This is a genomic window from Modestobacter sp. L9-4 (assembly GCF_019112525.1).
In the GTDB taxonomy this organism is placed as follows: Bacteria; Actinomycetota; Actinomycetes; order Mycobacteriales; family Geodermatophilaceae; genus Modestobacter.
The window spans coordinates 1,515,424-1,530,697 of the sequence record NZ_CP077800.1 but is presented as its reverse complement, the minus strand read 5'-3'; the positions used below and the strand labels follow the sequence as shown (position 1 = coordinate 1,530,697).

Genomic DNA, 15,274 nt, shown 5'->3' with positions numbered 1-15,274 from the left:
TCCGGCCGGTGCGGGACGCGGCTGGACCGTCGCCCGGGCGGCCTCACCTTGACGCTGGCCGATCGTGTGGGCCGTCGTCCACCGGACGACCGGCCGTCCACATCTCCGCCGCAGAGGCGTCCGGGCGTGGCCGGTCGGCCGACGATCGGCGCGTGCCCCCGATGCTGCCTGGTCCGGTCCACGTGTCGGCCTCCGCCCGGCTCGGCGTCTTCCCCCTGACCGAGCTCACGGCAGCCGGGGTGACCGAGCGCGAGGTGCGGAGCGCCGTCCGGGCCGGCGACTGGGTCCGGCTGCGCCGTGGCTGGTTCATCGGCGCCGCCGACCTGGCCGCGGCAGAGGCGACCGGTCGGCGGCACGAGGTCGACGCCCTGGCGGTCACCGGCGCGCTGGCGAGGCCGACAGCGGTCCTCAGCCACGCCACCGCGGCGCGCCTCTGGGGACTGCCCGTCCCGGCAGGGCTGCCGCCGGACGTGCGGCTGACCGATCCCGGGCGATGGCGCACCGGCCCCGGCTACGTGATCGCCCACGCGGAGCTGCCGGCCGAGGAGGTCACCACCCGCGGGCAGCACCGGCTGACCACGGTGGCCCGGACCCTGGTCGACAACGCGCGGGAGTGGCGCGAGCTGCCCGCGGTGGCCGCGATGGACGTCGCCCTCCTCCGGGGGCTGGTCACGGAGGAGGAGCTGCAGGCCACCGTGGTCCGCCACCGCTTCGCGCCGAGGAACCCGCGGGCAGTGCGCGCGGTCGCGGCCGCCGACGGTCGCGCCGAGACGTGGCTGGAGACCAAGGGACGGCTGCGCTTCCGGGCCGCGGGACTGCCGCCGTTCGTGCCGCAGGTCGAGCTCTGGGTCGGGGACCGGCTGCTCAAGGTGGCCGACGGGTGGTACGACGAGGCTGCCGTGGTCGTGGAGTTCGACGGCCGGGTCAAGTACGTGCGCCCGGCCTACGGCGGTCGCCCCGAGGACGTCCTGTTCGAAGAGAAGCGGACGGAGGACGCGCTGCGGGCGGTCGGCATCCGGTTCGTCCGGCTCGTGGACGAGGACCTCGGCCCGGGATGGGTGCCCGTCGAGGACCGGATGCGCCGTGAGCTGCAGGTCCCCGGGCCCCCGATCCGGGTCTTCCGCGCCGTCCCGCGGGCGGTCGGCCGTCGCCGAGAGGTGGGTTGAGCCACCTGGCCGACCGTCAGGCCGCGGTGCGCCGTGGCTGGACGGTCGGGGAGGTGGCCGGACCTCGGCCGGGCTCAGTCCTCGCGGGCGTGCCGGCCGCCGGTGCCGTGGCGGCCGGTGGGCTCCTCGCGCTCGGCGAGGGCGGCGACGCCGTCGGCGTAGCCGCTGGCGTAGTCCCAGCTGACGTAGTCGTCGGGGTCGGGGTCGAAGGGCGGCTCGTGCCGGCCGGTCTGCCCCTCGTCGAGCAGCTGCCGGAGGTTGGCCTGCATCAGCGCCCAGTCGACGTGGTGCTCCTCCTGGCAGTCGGGGCAGTCGACGACGATGCCCTTGACGCCGGTGGGCTCCAGGAGGGTGCGGAAGACCTCGAGCTCGGCGAGGTCGTCGAGGACCCCGGCGCGCTCCTCGATGGTCAGCGGTGGCTGCCCCGAGTGGTCACCCGGGCCCAGCTCGCTGCCGAAGTCGGGGTCGCGATCCGAGGATGCGCCGAATGCGTCGTCCCACGCGTCCACGTGTCCTCCTCGCCGGCGCGGGGCCGGCCTGTCAGGCGCTGCCGGGGAGCCGGCAGGTGGTCGGGCTGGCCCGTCCACCGGACCACGGTAACGGGGCGAGGGCCCTCCGGTGTGGTCCGCCTAGCATGGAGTGGGTTCCCGCGCGCCGCGACAGGCGCTCCCACCAACGAGACGAGAGGTGGTGGCACGTGCAGCCCGACGAGCGCGTACCCGAACTGCCGGCGAAGTTCGCCCCCCTGGGTCTGACCTACGACGACGTCCTGCTCATCCCCGGTGCGTCGGACATCGTCCCCACCGAGGTCGACACCAGCACCCGGCTGACCCGCGGCATCCGGCTGGCCATCCCGCTGCTGTCCTCGGCGATGGACACCGTCACCGAGGCGCGGATGGCGATCGCCATGGCCCGCGCCGGTGGCGTGGGCGTGCTGCACCGCAACCTCTCCGCCGAGGACCAGGCCGGCCAGGTCGACCTCGTGAAGCGCTCCGAGTCCGGCATGGTCACCAACCCGGTCACGTGCTCCCCGGACAACACGCTGGCCGAGGTCGACGCGCTCAGCGCCCGCTACCGCATCTCCGGTGCCCCCGTGGTCGACGCCGACGGCGTCCTGGTCGGCATCATCACCAACCGCGACATGCGCTTCGAGACCGACACGAACCGCCTCGTGCGCGACGTGATGACGCCGATGCCGCTGGTCACCGCCCCGGTCGGGGTCGACCCGGACACCGCGCTGTCGCTGCTGCGCTCGCGCAAGATCGAGAAGCTGCCGCTGGTCGACGAGGCCGGCCGGCTGCGCGGGCTGATCACCGTCAAGGACTACGTCAAGCGCGACCAGTTCCCCCAGGCCACCAAGGACGCCGACGGCCGGCTGCTCGTGGCCGCCGCGCTCGGGGTCGGCGAGGACGCCTACAAGCGCGCCGGCCTGCTCGTGGACGCCGGTGTCGACGTGCTCGTCGTCGACACCGCCCACGGCCACCAGCGCGCGGTGCTGGACATGGTCGGCCGGGTCAAGGCCGACTTCCCCGTGCAGGTCATCGGCGGGAACGTCGCCACCCGGGCCGGCGCGCAGGCGCTGGTCGACGCCGGTGCCGACGCGGTCAAGGTCGGCGTCGGGCCGGGCTCGATCTGCACCACCCGCGTGGTCGCCGGGGTCGGCGTCCCGCAGGTCACCGCCATCTACGAGGCCAGCCTCGCCTGCCGCCCGGCCGGTGTGCCGGTCATCGGCGACGGCGGCCTGCAGTACTCCGGCGACATCGCCAAGGCCATCGTGGCCGGTGCCGACAGCGTGATGCTGGGCAGCCTGTTCGCCGGGGTCGACGAGTCGCCGGGCGAGCTGGTCTTCACCAACGGCAAGCAGTACAAGTCCTACCGCGGCATGGGCTCCCTCGGCGCGATGCAGAAGCGCGGGGGCAACCAGTCCTTCAGCCGCGACCGCTACTTCGCCGACGACGTCCTCTCCGACGACAAGCTCGTCCCCGAGGGCATCGAGGGCCAGGTGCCCTACCGCGGCAAGCTGGCCGGGGTCGCCCACCAGCTCGTCGGCGGCCTGCGGGCCGGGATGGGCTACGCGGGTGCGGCGACGATCGCCGACCTGCAGGAGCGCGGCCAGCTGACCCGGATCACCTCCGCCGGGCTCACCGAGAGCCACCCGCACGACGTCCAGGTGACCACCGAAGCCCCCAACTACCGAGGCCGCTGACCCATGCCAGTTCGTGACAACGTCGAGATCGGCCTCAACCGGTTCGCCCGCCGGGGCTACGACCTCGACGAGGTGTCGATCGTCCCCTCCCGCCGCACCCGCGACCACGACGACGTCTCCACCGCCTGGCAGATCGACGCCTTCCGGTTCGACATCCCGCTGGTCACCAGCGCCAGCGACGCCGTGGTCAGCCCGGCCACCGCGGTCGCCGTCGGGCAGGCCGGTGGCCTGGGCGTGCTCAACGCCGAGGGCCTGTGGGCCCGCTACGACGACCCGACCGACGTGCTGCGCCGGCTGCGCGCGGCCGCCGGCCCCGACAGCGGCCCGCCGACGGCGCTGCTGCAGGAGGTCTACGCCGAGCCGGTGAAGCCCGACCTGATCGCCGCGCGGATCAAGGAGGTGCGCGAGTCCGGCGTCACGACGGCGGTGCGGGTGTCCCCGCAGCACACCGTCTCCCTGGCCCCGACCGTGCTGGCCGCCGGGGTCGACCTGCTGGTCATCCAGGGCACCATCGTCTCCGCCGAGCACGTGACGAGCTCCGGTGAGGCGCTGAACCTCAAGGAGTTCATCGCCGACCTCGACGTCCCGGTCATCGTCGGTGGGGCGGCGGACTACCAGACCGCGCTGCACCTGATGCGCACCGGCGCGGCCGGCGTCATCGTCGGCGTGGGCGCCGACAGCTGGTCCACCGCGGACGCCGTCATGGGCATCCGGGTGCCGCTGGCCAGCGCGATCGCCGACGCCGCCGCCGCGCGCCGCGACTACCTGGACGAGACCGGTGGCCGCTACGTGCACGTCATCGCCAACGGCCGGATCGAGACCAGCGGCGCCATCGCCCGGGCCCTGGCCTGCGGCGCCGACGCCGTCCAGCTGGGTGAGCCGCTGCGGGTCGCCGCGGAGGCGCCGGGTGGCGGCGTCTGGTGGGACTCCGTGGCCGCGCACCCGCGGCTGCCGCGGGGTGGCGCCTCCGCGCCGGTCGAGCCGCGCGGCTCGCTGGCCGACGTGCTGCTCGGGTCGGCGGACTCCGCCGACGGGCGCACCAACCTGTTCGGCGCGCTGCGGCGCACCATGGCCAAGACCGGCTACCGGGACCTCAAGGAGTTCCAGCGGGTCGACCTGGTCCTGGGCGGGAACGGCGAGAGCGCCCTCGGCCCCGGCCACCTGGTGGGCTGAGATGGCCAGCCCCGCGCACATGGACTTCCCGACCGTGCTGGTCGTCGACTTCGGCGCCCAGTACGCCCAGCTCATCGCCCGGCGGATCCGCGAGGCCGGCGTCTACTCCGAGCTGGTCGGCTCCGACGTCCCGGTCGAGGAGCTGCTGGCCCGCAAGCCCGCGGCGATCGTGCTCTCCGGCGGGCCCTCCAGCGTCTACGCCGAGGGTGCCCCACAGGTCGACCCGGCGGTGTTCGAGTCCGGCGTCCCGGCGTTCGGCATCTGCTACGGCTTCCAGGCCATGGCGCAGAGCCTCGGCGGCACCGTCGCCCACACCGGCGACCGCGAGTACGGCGGCACCCCGCTGACCGTCACCACGCAGTCGCGGATGTTCGGCGACCTGCCGAACGAGCAGTCGGTGTGGATGAGCCACGGGGACGCCGTCAGCGCGGCCCCGCCCGGGTTCACCGTCACCGCCACCTCCACCGGCGCCCCGGTCGCGGCGTTCGAGGACGTCGACCGGCGGCTGGCCGGGGTGCAGTTCCACCCCGAGGTGAAGAACACGCCGCACGGGCAGACGGTGCTCGAGCACTTCCTGTTCGACATCGCCGGCCTGGAGCCCAGCTGGACGATGGCCAACGTGGTCGAGGAGCAGGTCGCGGCGATCAAGGCCCAGATCGGCGACCGGCGGGCCATCTGCGGGCTGTCCGGCGGCGTGGACTCTGCGGTGGCCGCAGCACTCGTCCAGCAGGCCATCGGCGACAAGCTCACCTGCGTCTACGTCGACCACGGGCTGATGCGCGAGGGCGAGACCGAGCAGATCGAGCGGGACTTCGTCGCCGTCACGGGTGCGGACCTGCGGGTCGTCGACGCCAGCGAGCAGTTCCTCACCGCGCTGGCCGGGGTCACCGACCCGGAGACCAAGCGGAAGATCATCGGCCGCGAGTTCATCCGCGTCTTCGAGCAGGCCGCCCTCGACGTCATCGCCGACGCCAAGGAGCACGGCGAGACCGTCGACTTCCTCGTGCAGGGCACGCTCTACCCCGACGTCGTCGAGTCCGGCGGCGGCACCGGGACGGCGAACATCAAGAGCCACCACAACGTCGGCGGCCTGCCGGACGACCTGGTGTTCACCCTCGTCGAGCCGCTGCGCACCCTGTTCAAGGACGAGGTGCGCGAGGTCGGCCGCCAGCTCGGCCTGCCCGACACCCTGGTGCAGCGCCAGCCCTTCCCGGGCCCGGGCCTCGGCATCCGGATCATCGGCGAGGTCACCCGGGAGCGGCTCGACGTGCTGCGCCAGGCCGACGCCATCGCCCGCGCGGAGCTGTCCGCGGCCGGCCTGGACACCGAGATCTGGCAGTGCCCGGTGGTCCTGCTGGCCGACGTCCGCTCCGTCGGCGTCCAGGGCGACGGCCGCACCTACGGCCACCCCGTCGTGCTGCGGCCGGTCTCCAGCGAGGACGCCATGACCGCGGACTGGACCCGGCTGCCCTACGACGTGCTGGCGAAGATCTCCACCCGGATCACCAACGAGGTGGCCGAGGTCAACCGGGTGGTTCTCGACGTCACGAGCAAGCCGCCGGGCACGATCGAGTGGGAGTGAGGACCCCGTCCTCCCCACCACGAGCAAGCTCGCGGCGGGGCCCGGGACGGGGCCTGTGAAAGGACCCTCCTGCCCCCCCACCACTCGCAAGCTCGCGGCGGGACCCTGCAGGAGGGCCGACCGACGACTGCAAGCCGGCGTGCCTCACCGCTTCCGGCGGGACTTCCTGAGCTCGTTGACCAGGAGGGCGACGCCGGCGGCGATGAGGACGAGCCAGCCGAGGTCGCGGTCCCACCAGTCGGCGGGGACGGTGGCGCCGGCCATCAGGGCGATCGCCAGGACGACGAAGACGATGCCGGCGACGAGGGCGACGAGGTCCAGGTGGCGGGCGGGGCGGGGCGGGGGCTCCTTGGTGAACAGGTCGTCGGGGAGGACCTCGGTCTCCTGACGGCCGGTGGGCTCCGGTCGGAACGGCTCAGCCACGGGACACCTCCACGTCACCCAGGCCGGACTCGATGGTGAGGACGAACTCCGGCTCGTCGTCGCCGGTCCACGCGGCAGGGCCGGTGCCGGGGAAGAAGCCGCGGTCGACGGCGTCCTGGTCGAACAGCTCGGCCTCGCCGATCCCGTTGTCCACGGTGACCTGCACGTCGGCGGAGGTGGGCACCAGGACGTCCACGTCGCCCGCGCCGGCCTCGATCGTGACCGCGATCGGCCCGGACGGACCGGTCAGGTCGACGTCGCTCAGGTCCACGGTCAGGTCGCCGAGCCCGACCTCGTACCGCGGCTGCACCGCGCTGGCGGTGAGCGGGCGGTAGGTGCGGTCGCCGACGTCCCCCGACGGCAGGTGCACGGTGGAGGAGAGCGCGAGCGCCGCCGTCAGCAGCACGCCCATGGTGATCAGCCCGGTCTTCGCGCCGCGGCCGACACCGGTGACCGCGCCGACGACCAGGCCGGCGCCGACCACCAGCAGCGCGCTGCCGAGGTAGCCGCGCGGACCGAGGTCGGCCCCGGTGAGCTGGTCGACCAGGGCCACCACCCCGAGCACGATCAGCAGGACGGCGAGGGTCACCCCCGGCACCGGGGAGCGCGGCCCCCGCGGTGCCCGCTCCACCGCGGCGGCCGGCGGGCCGGCCGGCGCGCTGGGCATCAGCAGCCACAGCAGCGCGTAGACGACCACGCCGCTGCCGGCGACCACGGTCAGCGCGATCGCCCCGACCCGCCACAGCAGCGCGTCGATGCCGGTGTACTCGGCCAGCCCGCCCGCCACGCCGCCGAGCACCTTGTCGTCCCGGCTGCGGCGCAGCTGCCCGCGCGGGGCCGGGCCGGACGGCGGCGGGGCGGGCCAGCTGCTCGGCGGGGGCTGGGCTCCCGGCGGCTCGGCGGCCGGGGGCGGGGCGTAGGGCGGGAGCGCTGAGGTCATGGCACGAGCCTGCCCAGCGACGGTCGCCGGCGGTATCCGGGAACCACCTGACCCGACCCTGATCCTCATGGAGTCCCAGCGCGTCGTCTGCCGAGCGCGGGGACTCCATGACGCTCCCGGGGCAGACGCACGACGGGGACGGACGCCGTGGTGGCGTCCGTCCCCGGCGGTGGTGGGAGGTCAGCGGACCGGTGCGTCCGCCACGGGCATGAGCACCCAGAGCAGGCCGTAGAGCAGCGCGCCGGTGCCCGCCCCGAGCACGGTCAGGGTGAGGAACAGCAGTCGCCACAGCACCGGGTCGATCCCGGTGTGGGCGGCCAGGCCACCGGAGACGCCGCTGATCATCTTCTCCGTGCGGCTGCGGGTGAGCCGGGGCCGGGCGGGGGCGGTCCAGGCCGGGCCGGCGGTGGGGGCGGAGGGCGTCGCGTACTCGGTCGAGGTCATGCCACCACGCTGCGCCGCCGAGGGGGGCCGGGACATCGGGGGAGCACCGGACCCGACCCTGGACCTCACCGCCGTCCGCACTCGGGGTGATCACCGATGTGCCGGGCCCCCGCACGGTGACACCATCGCCTGGTGACCACCAGCACCGCGACCGCCCCGGGACCCCCGGCGGCGCCTGCCGCCCGGCGGCCGGGCGACCGGCCGCCGCTGGTGCGCCCGCGCGAGGGCCGGCTGCTCGCCGGGGTCGCCACCGGGACGGCGGCCCACCTGCGGGTCGACCCGGTGGTGGTGCGGGTCGTCTACCTGGCGCTGGCCGTCACCGGCGTCGGCGTGATCGCCTACGCCCTGCTGTGGCTGACCATGCCGGTGGCCAGCGCCGACGGCGAGCCCGCGGACCCCGGGCTGCTCGCGGCCCGGCCCAGCCGCCGGCAGCTGCTCGGCCTCGCCCTGCTCGCGGTGGTGTCGGCCGGTGCGGTGTCGGAGCTGGCCAGCTCCGGCGGGTTCTCCGTCGTCCTGCCGCTGGTGCTCGCCGGGGCCGGGCTCGCGGTGATCTGGCGGCAGCTGGACGCCGGGGGCGACCTCGACCGGGGCACGGCCCGCTGGGGGCTGCTCGGTGGTGCCGTGCTCGGCGTCGCCGGCCTGGTGCTGCTGCTGGCGACCACCGGCCAGCTCGCCAACGCCCGCAACGGCTTCACCGCCACCGTGGTGATCCTCGTCGGCGTCGCGCTCGCGACCGCGCCGCTGTGGCGCCGGCTGCTGGACTCCCGGGCCGCCGAGCGGGCCGCCCGCATCCGCTCGGAGGAGCGCACCGCGGTCGCCGCACACCTGCACGACTCGGTGCTGCAGACGCTCGCGCTGATCCAGCGGCACGCCGGCGACCCCACGGTCGTGGGCCGGCTGGCGCGCAGCCAGGAGCGGGAGCTGCGGGCCTGGCTCTACGAGCCCACGGTCGTCACCGGCGGCACGTGGGCCGGCCTGGTCGCCCGGCTGGTCGCCGAGGTCGAGGCCGACCACGCGGTCACCGTCGACCCGGTCGTCGTCGGCGACGTGCCCGTGGACGAGGCGGTCGCCACCCTCGGCCAGGCCGCCAAGGAGGCGGTGGTCAACGCCGCCAAGCACTCGGGCGCGACCTCCGTCTCCCTCTACAGCGAGATCAGCCCGACCACGGTCACCGTCTACGTGCGGGACCGCGGCACCGGGTTCGACCCGGACGCCGTGCCCGTCGACCGGCGCGGCCTGCGGGACTCCGTGATCGGCCGGCTCACCCGGCTGGGCGGGACGGCGACGGTGCGTTCGGCACCAGGAGAGGGGACCGAGGTGGAGCTCTGCCTCCCGCGCGCCGAGGAGGCCGCGGCGTGACCGGGCCCCGCGTCTTCCTGGTCGACGACCACGCCATGGTGCGGGCCGGCGTCCGCTCCGAGCTGGGGGACGACGTCCAGGTGGTCGGCGAGGCCGCCGACGTCGCCACCGCGGTGACCGGCATCCGGGCCACCACGCCCGACGTCGTCCTGCTCGACGTGCACCTGCCCGACGGCGGCGGGCGCGCCGTCCTGGAGACGCTGCGCGCCGAGCTGCCCGCGACCCGGTGGCTGGCGCTGTCGGTGTCCGACGCCGCCGAGGACGTCATCGCCGTCATCCGGGCCGGGGCACGCGGCTACGTCACCAAGACCATCTCCGGGCCGGACCTGCGGGACGCGGTGCGGCGGGTCGCCGAGGGCGACGTCGTGTTCAGCCCGCGGCTGGCCGGCTTCGTGCTGGACGCCTTCGCGGCGTCCGCGGCCCCGGCGGCACCGGCCGAGGACCCCGCGGTCGACCCGGGCCTGGACCTGCTGTCGGCCCGCGAGCGGGAGGTCATGCAGCTGCTGGCCCGTGGCTACACCTACCGCGAGATCGGTGGCCGGCTGTTCATCTCGGTGAAGACCGTGGAGTCCCACGCCTCGAACGTGCTGCGCAAGCTGCAGCTGTCCAACCGCAACGAGCTCACCCGCTGGGCGGCGACCAACCGGCTGCTCTAGCCGGTGTAGACGACCTGGAAGGCCTCGGCGAACCGGCCCTCGGGCAGGCCGTGGTCCGTGGCGGTCTGCCGCATCCAGCCGCCGACGAACTGCTGCAGCTGGCCCTCGGGCAGGTGGCTGACCTGGGTCACGTGCGACATCAGCGCGGCCCACTTGCGCTCGACCACGTCGGTGACGTCGACGACGTGGTCCGGACGCGGGCCGCCCCCGAGCCACACCTCCGACACGGTCCACGCCTCGAGGCCCTCGTCGGCCAGCAGCTCGGGGTGGGCGAAGGGGTTGCGGGCGTCGGGGTAAACCGCGCGCAGCGTCGACTCCCCGGCGGTCATGTGGTCGGGGTGGCTGGCGCCGATCCGCTCGTAGAAGCGCTCCGGCGAGCTGGTCAGCACTCGCTGCGGGCGCACCTGGCGGATGACCCGGCTGATGTCGCGGCGCAGCTCCAGGGTGGGCTCGAGCCGACCGTCGGGGTAGCCGAGCCAGTGGAGGTCGGTGACGCCCACGGCGGCGGCCGCGGCGGTCTGCTCGGCCCGGCGCAGCACCGGCATCTGGTCGCGCGGGGTCTCGTCGAAGCCGCCGGCGTCCCCGTCGGTGACGATGCAGTAGCTGACCTGCGTGCCGGCCGCGGTCCACTGCGCGACGGTGCCGGCGCTGCCGAAGTCGACGTCGTCGGGGTGGGCGAGCACGCACAGTGCCCGTTCGACGTGCTCGGCAGGGGCGGTCGGCAGCGGCATCACGCCAGGCAGCCTAGGCAGCCGGGCGCATGCCCCGGGACGGGGCCCAGACTCACAGCCGGCCGCGGCCCTGGCGCAGCAGCATCATCCCGAGCGAGGCGCCGTCGTCGCCCAGCGCGGCGCGGAAGCGGTCGAGCACCCGCTGCTCGCGGGACAGCGACAGCCGGGTGCCGCCGCTGGCGGTGCGCAGGGCGCCGATCTCCTGGGAGATGGCCACCCGGCGCTGCACGAGCTCGATGATCTGGGCGTCGCAGGCGTCGATCTCGCCGCGCAGCGCGTCGATCTGGGCGGCCGGGTCGGTGCTGGTGCTCATCTGGTCCTCCGGGGCGGTGGAGGCCGCCGGACCCCGGAGACGAGGAACGCCCCGGGGCCGTCGGCCCGGGGCGTCGTGTGCGGTGGCTGTTCAGCCAGCGGGTACGGACACCGGGGACCGGTGGCCGTAGGAAAAGCGTCGCTGGCTGAGCACGTGCCGAGTCTGGCACGGACGGCGTCCGGCGCGCCACCGGTCACGCCCGTCGCACCCGTTCCGCAGGGGCGGGGAACGTCGCCCCCTCGGCTTACAGTGGCAGGGTCATGAGCAGCTCGCAGATCTCCCTCCCCGGCACCGAAGCGATCTCCCGCCAGGCGACCGGCCAGGTCGGCCGCGAGCTGGAGCGGATGCTCGCCGGCCTCAACGGCCCGCAGCGCCAGGCCACCGTGCACGAGGGCAGCCCGCTGCTCATCGTCGCCGGCGCCGGCTCGGGCAAGACCCGGGTGCTGACCCATCGGATCGCCTACCTGCTGGGTGCCCGCGGGGTGCAGCCCGGCGAGATCATGGCGATCACCTTCACCAACAAGGCCGCCGGGGAGATGAAGGAGCGCGTCGCCCACCTCGTCGGCCCGCGCGCCCGGGCGATGTGGGTGTCGACGTTCCACTCGATGTGCGTGCGGATCCTGCGTGCCGAGGCCGCCAAGCTCGGCATGAAGACCTCGTTCACCATCTACGACCAGGGCGACTCGGTCCGGCTCATGACGATGGTGGCCCGCGACCTGGACCTGGACAGCAAGCGCTATCCCGGCCGCAGCCTGGCCAACCAGGTGTCGAACCTGAAGAACGAGCTCGTCGACGAGGAGTCCTACGCCCCGGAGACCGCGCCGGAGAAGGTGCTCAAGGAGGCGTACACGCTCTACCAGCGCCGCCTCCGCGAGGCCCACGCGATGGACTTCGACGACCTGATCATGACCACGGTCCACCTGCTGCAGGCCTTCCCCGACGTCGCCGAGCACTACCGGCGCCGGTTCCGGCACGTGCTGGTCGACGAGTACCAGGACACCAACCACGCCCAGTACGTGCTGGTGCGCGAGCTCGTGGGCACCGCCGGTGGCCCCGTGCCGCCGGCCGAGCTGTGCGTCGTCGGTGACGCCGACCAGTCGATCTACGCCTTCCGCGGCGCGACGATCCGCAACATCGACGAGTTCGAGCGCGACTACCCCGAGGCCACCACGATCTTGCTGGAGCAGAACTACCGCTCCACGCAGCGGATCCTGCGCGCGGCCAACCAGGTCATCGCCCGCAACACCGCCCGGCGTCCGAAGAACCTGTGGTCCGAGGCCGGCGACGGCGAGCTGATCGAGGGCTACGTCTCCGACAACGAGCACGACGAGGCCGCCTGGGTCGCCGAGCAGATCGACGCGCTCACCGACGAGGGCCTGGCCCAGCCCAAGGACATCGCGGTCTTCTACCGCACCAACAACGCCTCCCGCGTCTTCGAGGAGGTGTTCATCCGGGTCGGCATGCCCTACAAGGTCGTCGGCGGCGTGCGCTTCTACGAGCGCCGCGAGGTCCGGGACGCCGTCGCCTACCTCAAGGTCGTCGCCAACCCCGCCGACGTCGTCAGCCTGCGCCGGGTGCTCAACACGCCCAAGCGCGGCATCGGTGAGCGGGCCGAGTCCGCCGTCGAGCGGTTCGCCGACCGCGAGCGGATCCCCTTCGCCGCAGCCCTGCGCCGGACGTCGGAGATCGGCGAGCTGGCCACCCGGTCGGCCAAGGCGATCGCGGAGTTCGTCGCGCTGCTGGAGGAGTTCGAGCAGTTGGTCGAGACCGGCTCCGGTCCGGCCGCGCTGCTGGAGAGCATCCTCGACCGCACCGGCTACCTCACCGAGCTCTCGGCCAGCACCGACCCGCAGGACGAGGGCCGCGTCGACAACCTCAACGAGCTGGTCTCGGTGGCCGCGGAGTTCGAGGCGGCCAACCCCGGCGGCACCGTCACCGACTTCCTCGAGCAGGTCTCCCTCGTGGCCGACGCCGACCAGATCCCGGTCACCGGCGACGAGGCCGGCGTCGTGACGCTGATGACGCTGCACACCGCCAAGGGCCTGGAGTTCCCGGTCGTCTTCCTCACCGGCCTCGAGGACGGCGTCTTCCCGCACATGCGTGCCCTCGGCGACCCGCGCGAGCTGGAGGAGGAGCGCCGGCTGGCCTACGTGGGCATCACCCGCGCCCGCCAGCGGCTGTTCCTGTCCCGGGCCACGGTGCGCACCAACTGGGGGCAGCCGGCCTACAACCCGCCGTCCCGGTTCCTCGACGAGCTGCCGATGGACGCCGTCCACTGGTCGGGCTCCCAGCCGGTGAGCGCCTCGCCGATGAGCTCGGCGCAGTCCCGGGTCGCCGCGACCGGGCTGTCCACCGGCGGGCTGCGCGGCGGTGCGGGCAACCGCCCGGTGATCAACGTCGAGATCGGCGACCGGGTCAGCCACGACGCGTTCGGGCTCGGCACCGTCGTGGAGATCAACGGTGCCGGCGACAAGGCGCAGGCCACCGTCGACTTCGGGTCCGGCGGCACCAAGCGGCTCGTGCTCCGCTACGCCCCGCTCGTCAAGCTCTGACGGAGGGCCCCGGCGCCCCCTGCGCCGGGGCCGCGGGCAGCGGGGTCCTTCACTCCTCGCCTTCGAAGCCGATGAGCCAGTGGACGCCGAAGCGGTCGAGCACCTGGCCGTCGGAGGCCCCCCACGGGCGGCGCTCCAGCTCTGCCACCACGCGCCCGCCGGACGCCAGCCCGGTGAACCAGGAGCGCAGGACGCCGGGTGCGGCGGTGCCCAGCAGCGACCACATCAGCCCGGCGCTGCCACCGAACGCCGGTTCGTCGCCAGCCGTGTCGGCGGCGAACAGCGCGACGGGACCGTCCACCAGGTACCCGTGCGCCACCGCGTCGGCCGGGCCGTCGGTGCGTCCGAGGTCGGCGACGGAGTGCACCGTGACGCCGCAGCCGAACACCTCGGCGTAGAACGACAGCGCCTCGCGCGCGGTGCCGGGCAGGTGCAGGTACGGCGTCGGTGCGGTCATGCGCCCGGATCGTAGGGCGCCGTGGGCCGGCTCAGCCGACCGTGAGGCCCCGCTCGGCCAGCCACTTCTGCGGGTCGGTCGGCTTGCCGTTGATCCCGCCGACGTGGATCTCGAAGTGCAGGTGCGGGCCGGTCGACTGGCCCTGGCTGCCGACCTTGGCGATCTGCTCGCCGGCGGAGACGACGTCCCCGGCCTTCACGTCGTAGTACCGCATGTGGCCGTAGATCTCGACGTTGCCGTCGGCGTCCTGGATGTAGACGGCGTTGCCGTAGCCCGACGCCGGGCCGGCCCGCAGGACGACGCCGTCGGCGGCCGCGAGGATCGGGGTGCCCAGCGGGGCGGCGAGGTCGATGCCCCAGTGCATGGTCCCCCAGCGCTGGCAGAAGCAGGTGGTGAGCCGGCCGTCGGTCGGGACGACGAAGTCGGGCTCGCGGGCCGCCCGGGAGGCGGCGATCTCGCCCAGCCGCAGCTGGGCCTCGGCCTCGCTGATCTCCCCGCGGGCGCCCTCGACGTCCACGCCACCGGCGAAGCTGGCGTCGGCGAGCCCCAGGCCGTAGTCCTGCCCGGAGGCGACCGGCACGGGCGCGGCGGTGCCGCTGCCCAGCAGTGCCGCGGCGATGGCACCCACCACGGCAGCGGCGAGCAGCAGGGGCGCGCGGCGGGCCGGGGGACGGGGCACCTGCCGGGTCGAGGCGGGCCGGGCGACGGCCGCCGGACGGCGGGCAGCAGGGGAGTCGGTGGTCGGCGCGGGGGCGGTCGTCGTGGCGGTGGGGACTGCGACGACGACGGGAGCGACGACGGGAGCGACGACGGGAGCGACGACGGGAGCGGCGGCGACGGGAGCTGCAGCGACGGGGGCCGGGGCGACGGCGGGGGCGGCGGCGGTGGCCGGACCGGTGTCACTTCCGCGGGCGGCGTCCTGGGTCGCGGCCCACTCGCCGTCCCAGTCGACGTGGGCGACCAGGGCCTCGGCCCAGCCGGTGCCGGCCGTGTCGGCGGACGGGCCGGCGTCGGGGCCGTCCTCGGGCCGCGTACGGCCCACGAGCTCACGGAGACGGGACATCAGGCACCTTCCCGGGGACGACGCACGGGGGGAGCCGTGGTCTGACGTGCACCAGACGCTCACGTCATCGGCAGGTGCACAGAGCTGCGGGACCACCGGGTGGGGATCTCGTCGCTCGTCGTCCGCGGACGCTACGGAGAGCGACCGAGCGCGACCACGACCTGACCGTGCGTGTCGTGCACCTCGGCGCTCAGTGACCACACCCGTCA

General features: G+C 74.4%; 15 protein-coding genes. 7 read left to right on the top strand and 8 right to left on the bottom strand.

The annotated features are described in order from the left end of the window. The first annotated feature begins 161 nt into the window (after positions 1-161). Positions 162-1,166, top strand: coding sequence for a type IV toxin-antitoxin system AbiEi family antitoxin domain-containing protein (locus tag KUM42_RS07045; RefSeq protein ID WP_370629355.1), 1,005 nt, complete (start codon positions 162-164; stop codon positions 1,164-1,166). A gap of 74 nt (positions 1,167-1,240) precedes the next feature. Here the strand turns inward: KUM42_RS07045 and KUM42_RS07040 are convergent, their stop codons facing one another. Next, entirely contained in the window at positions 1,241-1,675 is a 435-nt protein-coding gene (locus KUM42_RS07040; protein ID WP_237496075.1) for a DUF5319 family protein, read from the bottom strand. Between the two features lie 188 nt (positions 1,676-1,863). Here KUM42_RS07040 and guaB point away from each other — a divergent pair, with 188 nt between their 5' ends. The 3 genes from guaB to guaA are packed head-to-tail and all read left to right on the top strand — an operon-like array spanning position 1,864 to position 6,127. Then, the gene (gene guaB / locus KUM42_RS07035; protein ID WP_237496074.1) at positions 1,864-3,372 is read left to right on the top strand and encodes an IMP dehydrogenase; all 1,509 of its coding nucleotides are present in this window, start codon (positions 1,864-1,866) and stop codon (positions 3,370-3,372) included. A 3-nt stretch (positions 3,373-3,375) separates the two neighbouring features. Continuing rightward, positions 3,376-4,545 carry a GuaB3 family IMP dehydrogenase-related protein gene (locus tag KUM42_RS07030; protein ID WP_237496073.1) on the top strand — a complete coding sequence of 390 codons (1,170 nt, stop codon included), beginning with the start codon at positions 3,376-3,378 and terminating at the stop codon, positions 4,543-4,545. Positions 4,546-4,564: 19 nt separating this feature from the next. Further along, positions 4,565-6,127 (top strand): glutamine-hydrolyzing GMP synthase, encoded by a 1,563-nt coding sequence (guaA, locus tag KUM42_RS07025; RefSeq protein ID WP_237496655.1) that lies wholly within the window; start codon positions 4,565-4,567, stop codon positions 6,125-6,127. 144 nt (positions 6,128-6,271) lie between these two features. Here the strand turns inward: guaA and KUM42_RS07020 are convergent, their stop codons facing one another. The 3 genes from KUM42_RS07020 to KUM42_RS20255 all read right to left on the bottom strand — a co-directional run bounded on the left by KUM42_RS07020 (position 6,272) and on the right by KUM42_RS20255 (position 7,934). Further along, positions 6,272-6,550: a hypothetical protein gene (locus KUM42_RS07020; RefSeq protein ID WP_237496072.1), complete on the bottom strand. Its 279-nt coding sequence runs from the start codon at positions 6,548-6,550 to the stop codon at positions 6,272-6,274. Beyond that, positions 6,543-7,490 carry a PspC domain-containing protein gene (locus KUM42_RS07015; protein WP_237496071.1) on the bottom strand — a complete coding sequence of 316 codons (948 nt, stop codon included), beginning with the start codon at positions 7,488-7,490 and terminating at the stop codon, positions 6,543-6,545. Before KUM42_RS07015 ends, KUM42_RS07020 begins: the two co-directional genes overlap by 8 nt. Before the next feature lie 180 nt (positions 7,491-7,670). Beyond that, entirely contained in the window at positions 7,671-7,934 is a 264-nt protein-coding gene (locus tag KUM42_RS20255) for a PspC domain-containing protein (protein WP_304610758.1), read from the bottom strand. Between the two features lie 132 nt (positions 7,935-8,066). On the opposite strand from KUM42_RS20255, the gene KUM42_RS07005 reads away from it, so the two are divergent. After that, positions 8,067-9,293, top strand: coding sequence for an ATP-binding protein (locus KUM42_RS07005; RefSeq protein WP_237496070.1), 1,227 nt, complete (start codon positions 8,067-8,069; stop codon positions 9,291-9,293). Further along, positions 9,290-9,949, top strand: a complete 660-nt coding sequence (locus KUM42_RS07000; RefSeq protein ID WP_255557559.1) for a response regulator transcription factor — start codon at positions 9,290-9,292, stop codon at positions 9,947-9,949. The genes KUM42_RS07005 and KUM42_RS07000 overlap by 4 nt, the downstream gene beginning before the upstream one ends. On the opposite strand, the gene KUM42_RS06995 is transcribed toward KUM42_RS07000, so the two are convergent. Together KUM42_RS06995 and KUM42_RS06990 are read right to left on the bottom strand one after the other, a co-directional pair. Next, positions 9,946-10,680, bottom strand: a complete 735-nt coding sequence (locus tag KUM42_RS06995; protein ID WP_237496652.1) for a PIG-L deacetylase family protein — start codon at positions 10,678-10,680, stop codon at positions 9,946-9,948. The genes KUM42_RS07000 and KUM42_RS06995 overlap by 4 nt on opposite strands. Before the next feature lie 52 nt (positions 10,681-10,732). Further along, a complete protein-coding gene (locus KUM42_RS06990) occupies positions 10,733-10,993 on the bottom strand; it encodes a chorismate mutase (protein ID WP_237496069.1) in 261 nt (86 codons plus the stop codon). A gap of 260 nt (positions 10,994-11,253) precedes the next feature. Between KUM42_RS06990 and pcrA the strand changes: the two genes are divergently transcribed. Beyond that, positions 11,254-13,545, top strand: coding sequence for a DNA helicase PcrA (gene pcrA, locus KUM42_RS06985; protein ID WP_237496068.1), 2,292 nt, complete (start codon positions 11,254-11,256; stop codon positions 13,543-13,545). 49 nt (positions 13,546-13,594) lie between these two features. Here the strand turns inward: pcrA and KUM42_RS06980 are convergent, their stop codons facing one another. Next, a complete protein-coding gene (locus tag KUM42_RS06980) occupies positions 13,595-14,002 on the bottom strand; it encodes a VOC family protein (protein ID WP_237496067.1) in 408 nt (135 codons plus the stop codon). 31 nt (positions 14,003-14,033) lie between these two features. After that, on the bottom strand, positions 14,034-15,065 hold the full coding sequence (locus tag KUM42_RS06975) for a M23 family metallopeptidase (protein ID WP_237496066.1): 1,032 nt from the start codon (positions 15,063-15,065) through the stop codon (positions 14,034-14,036). Positions 15,066-15,274: the final 209 nt, after the last annotated feature.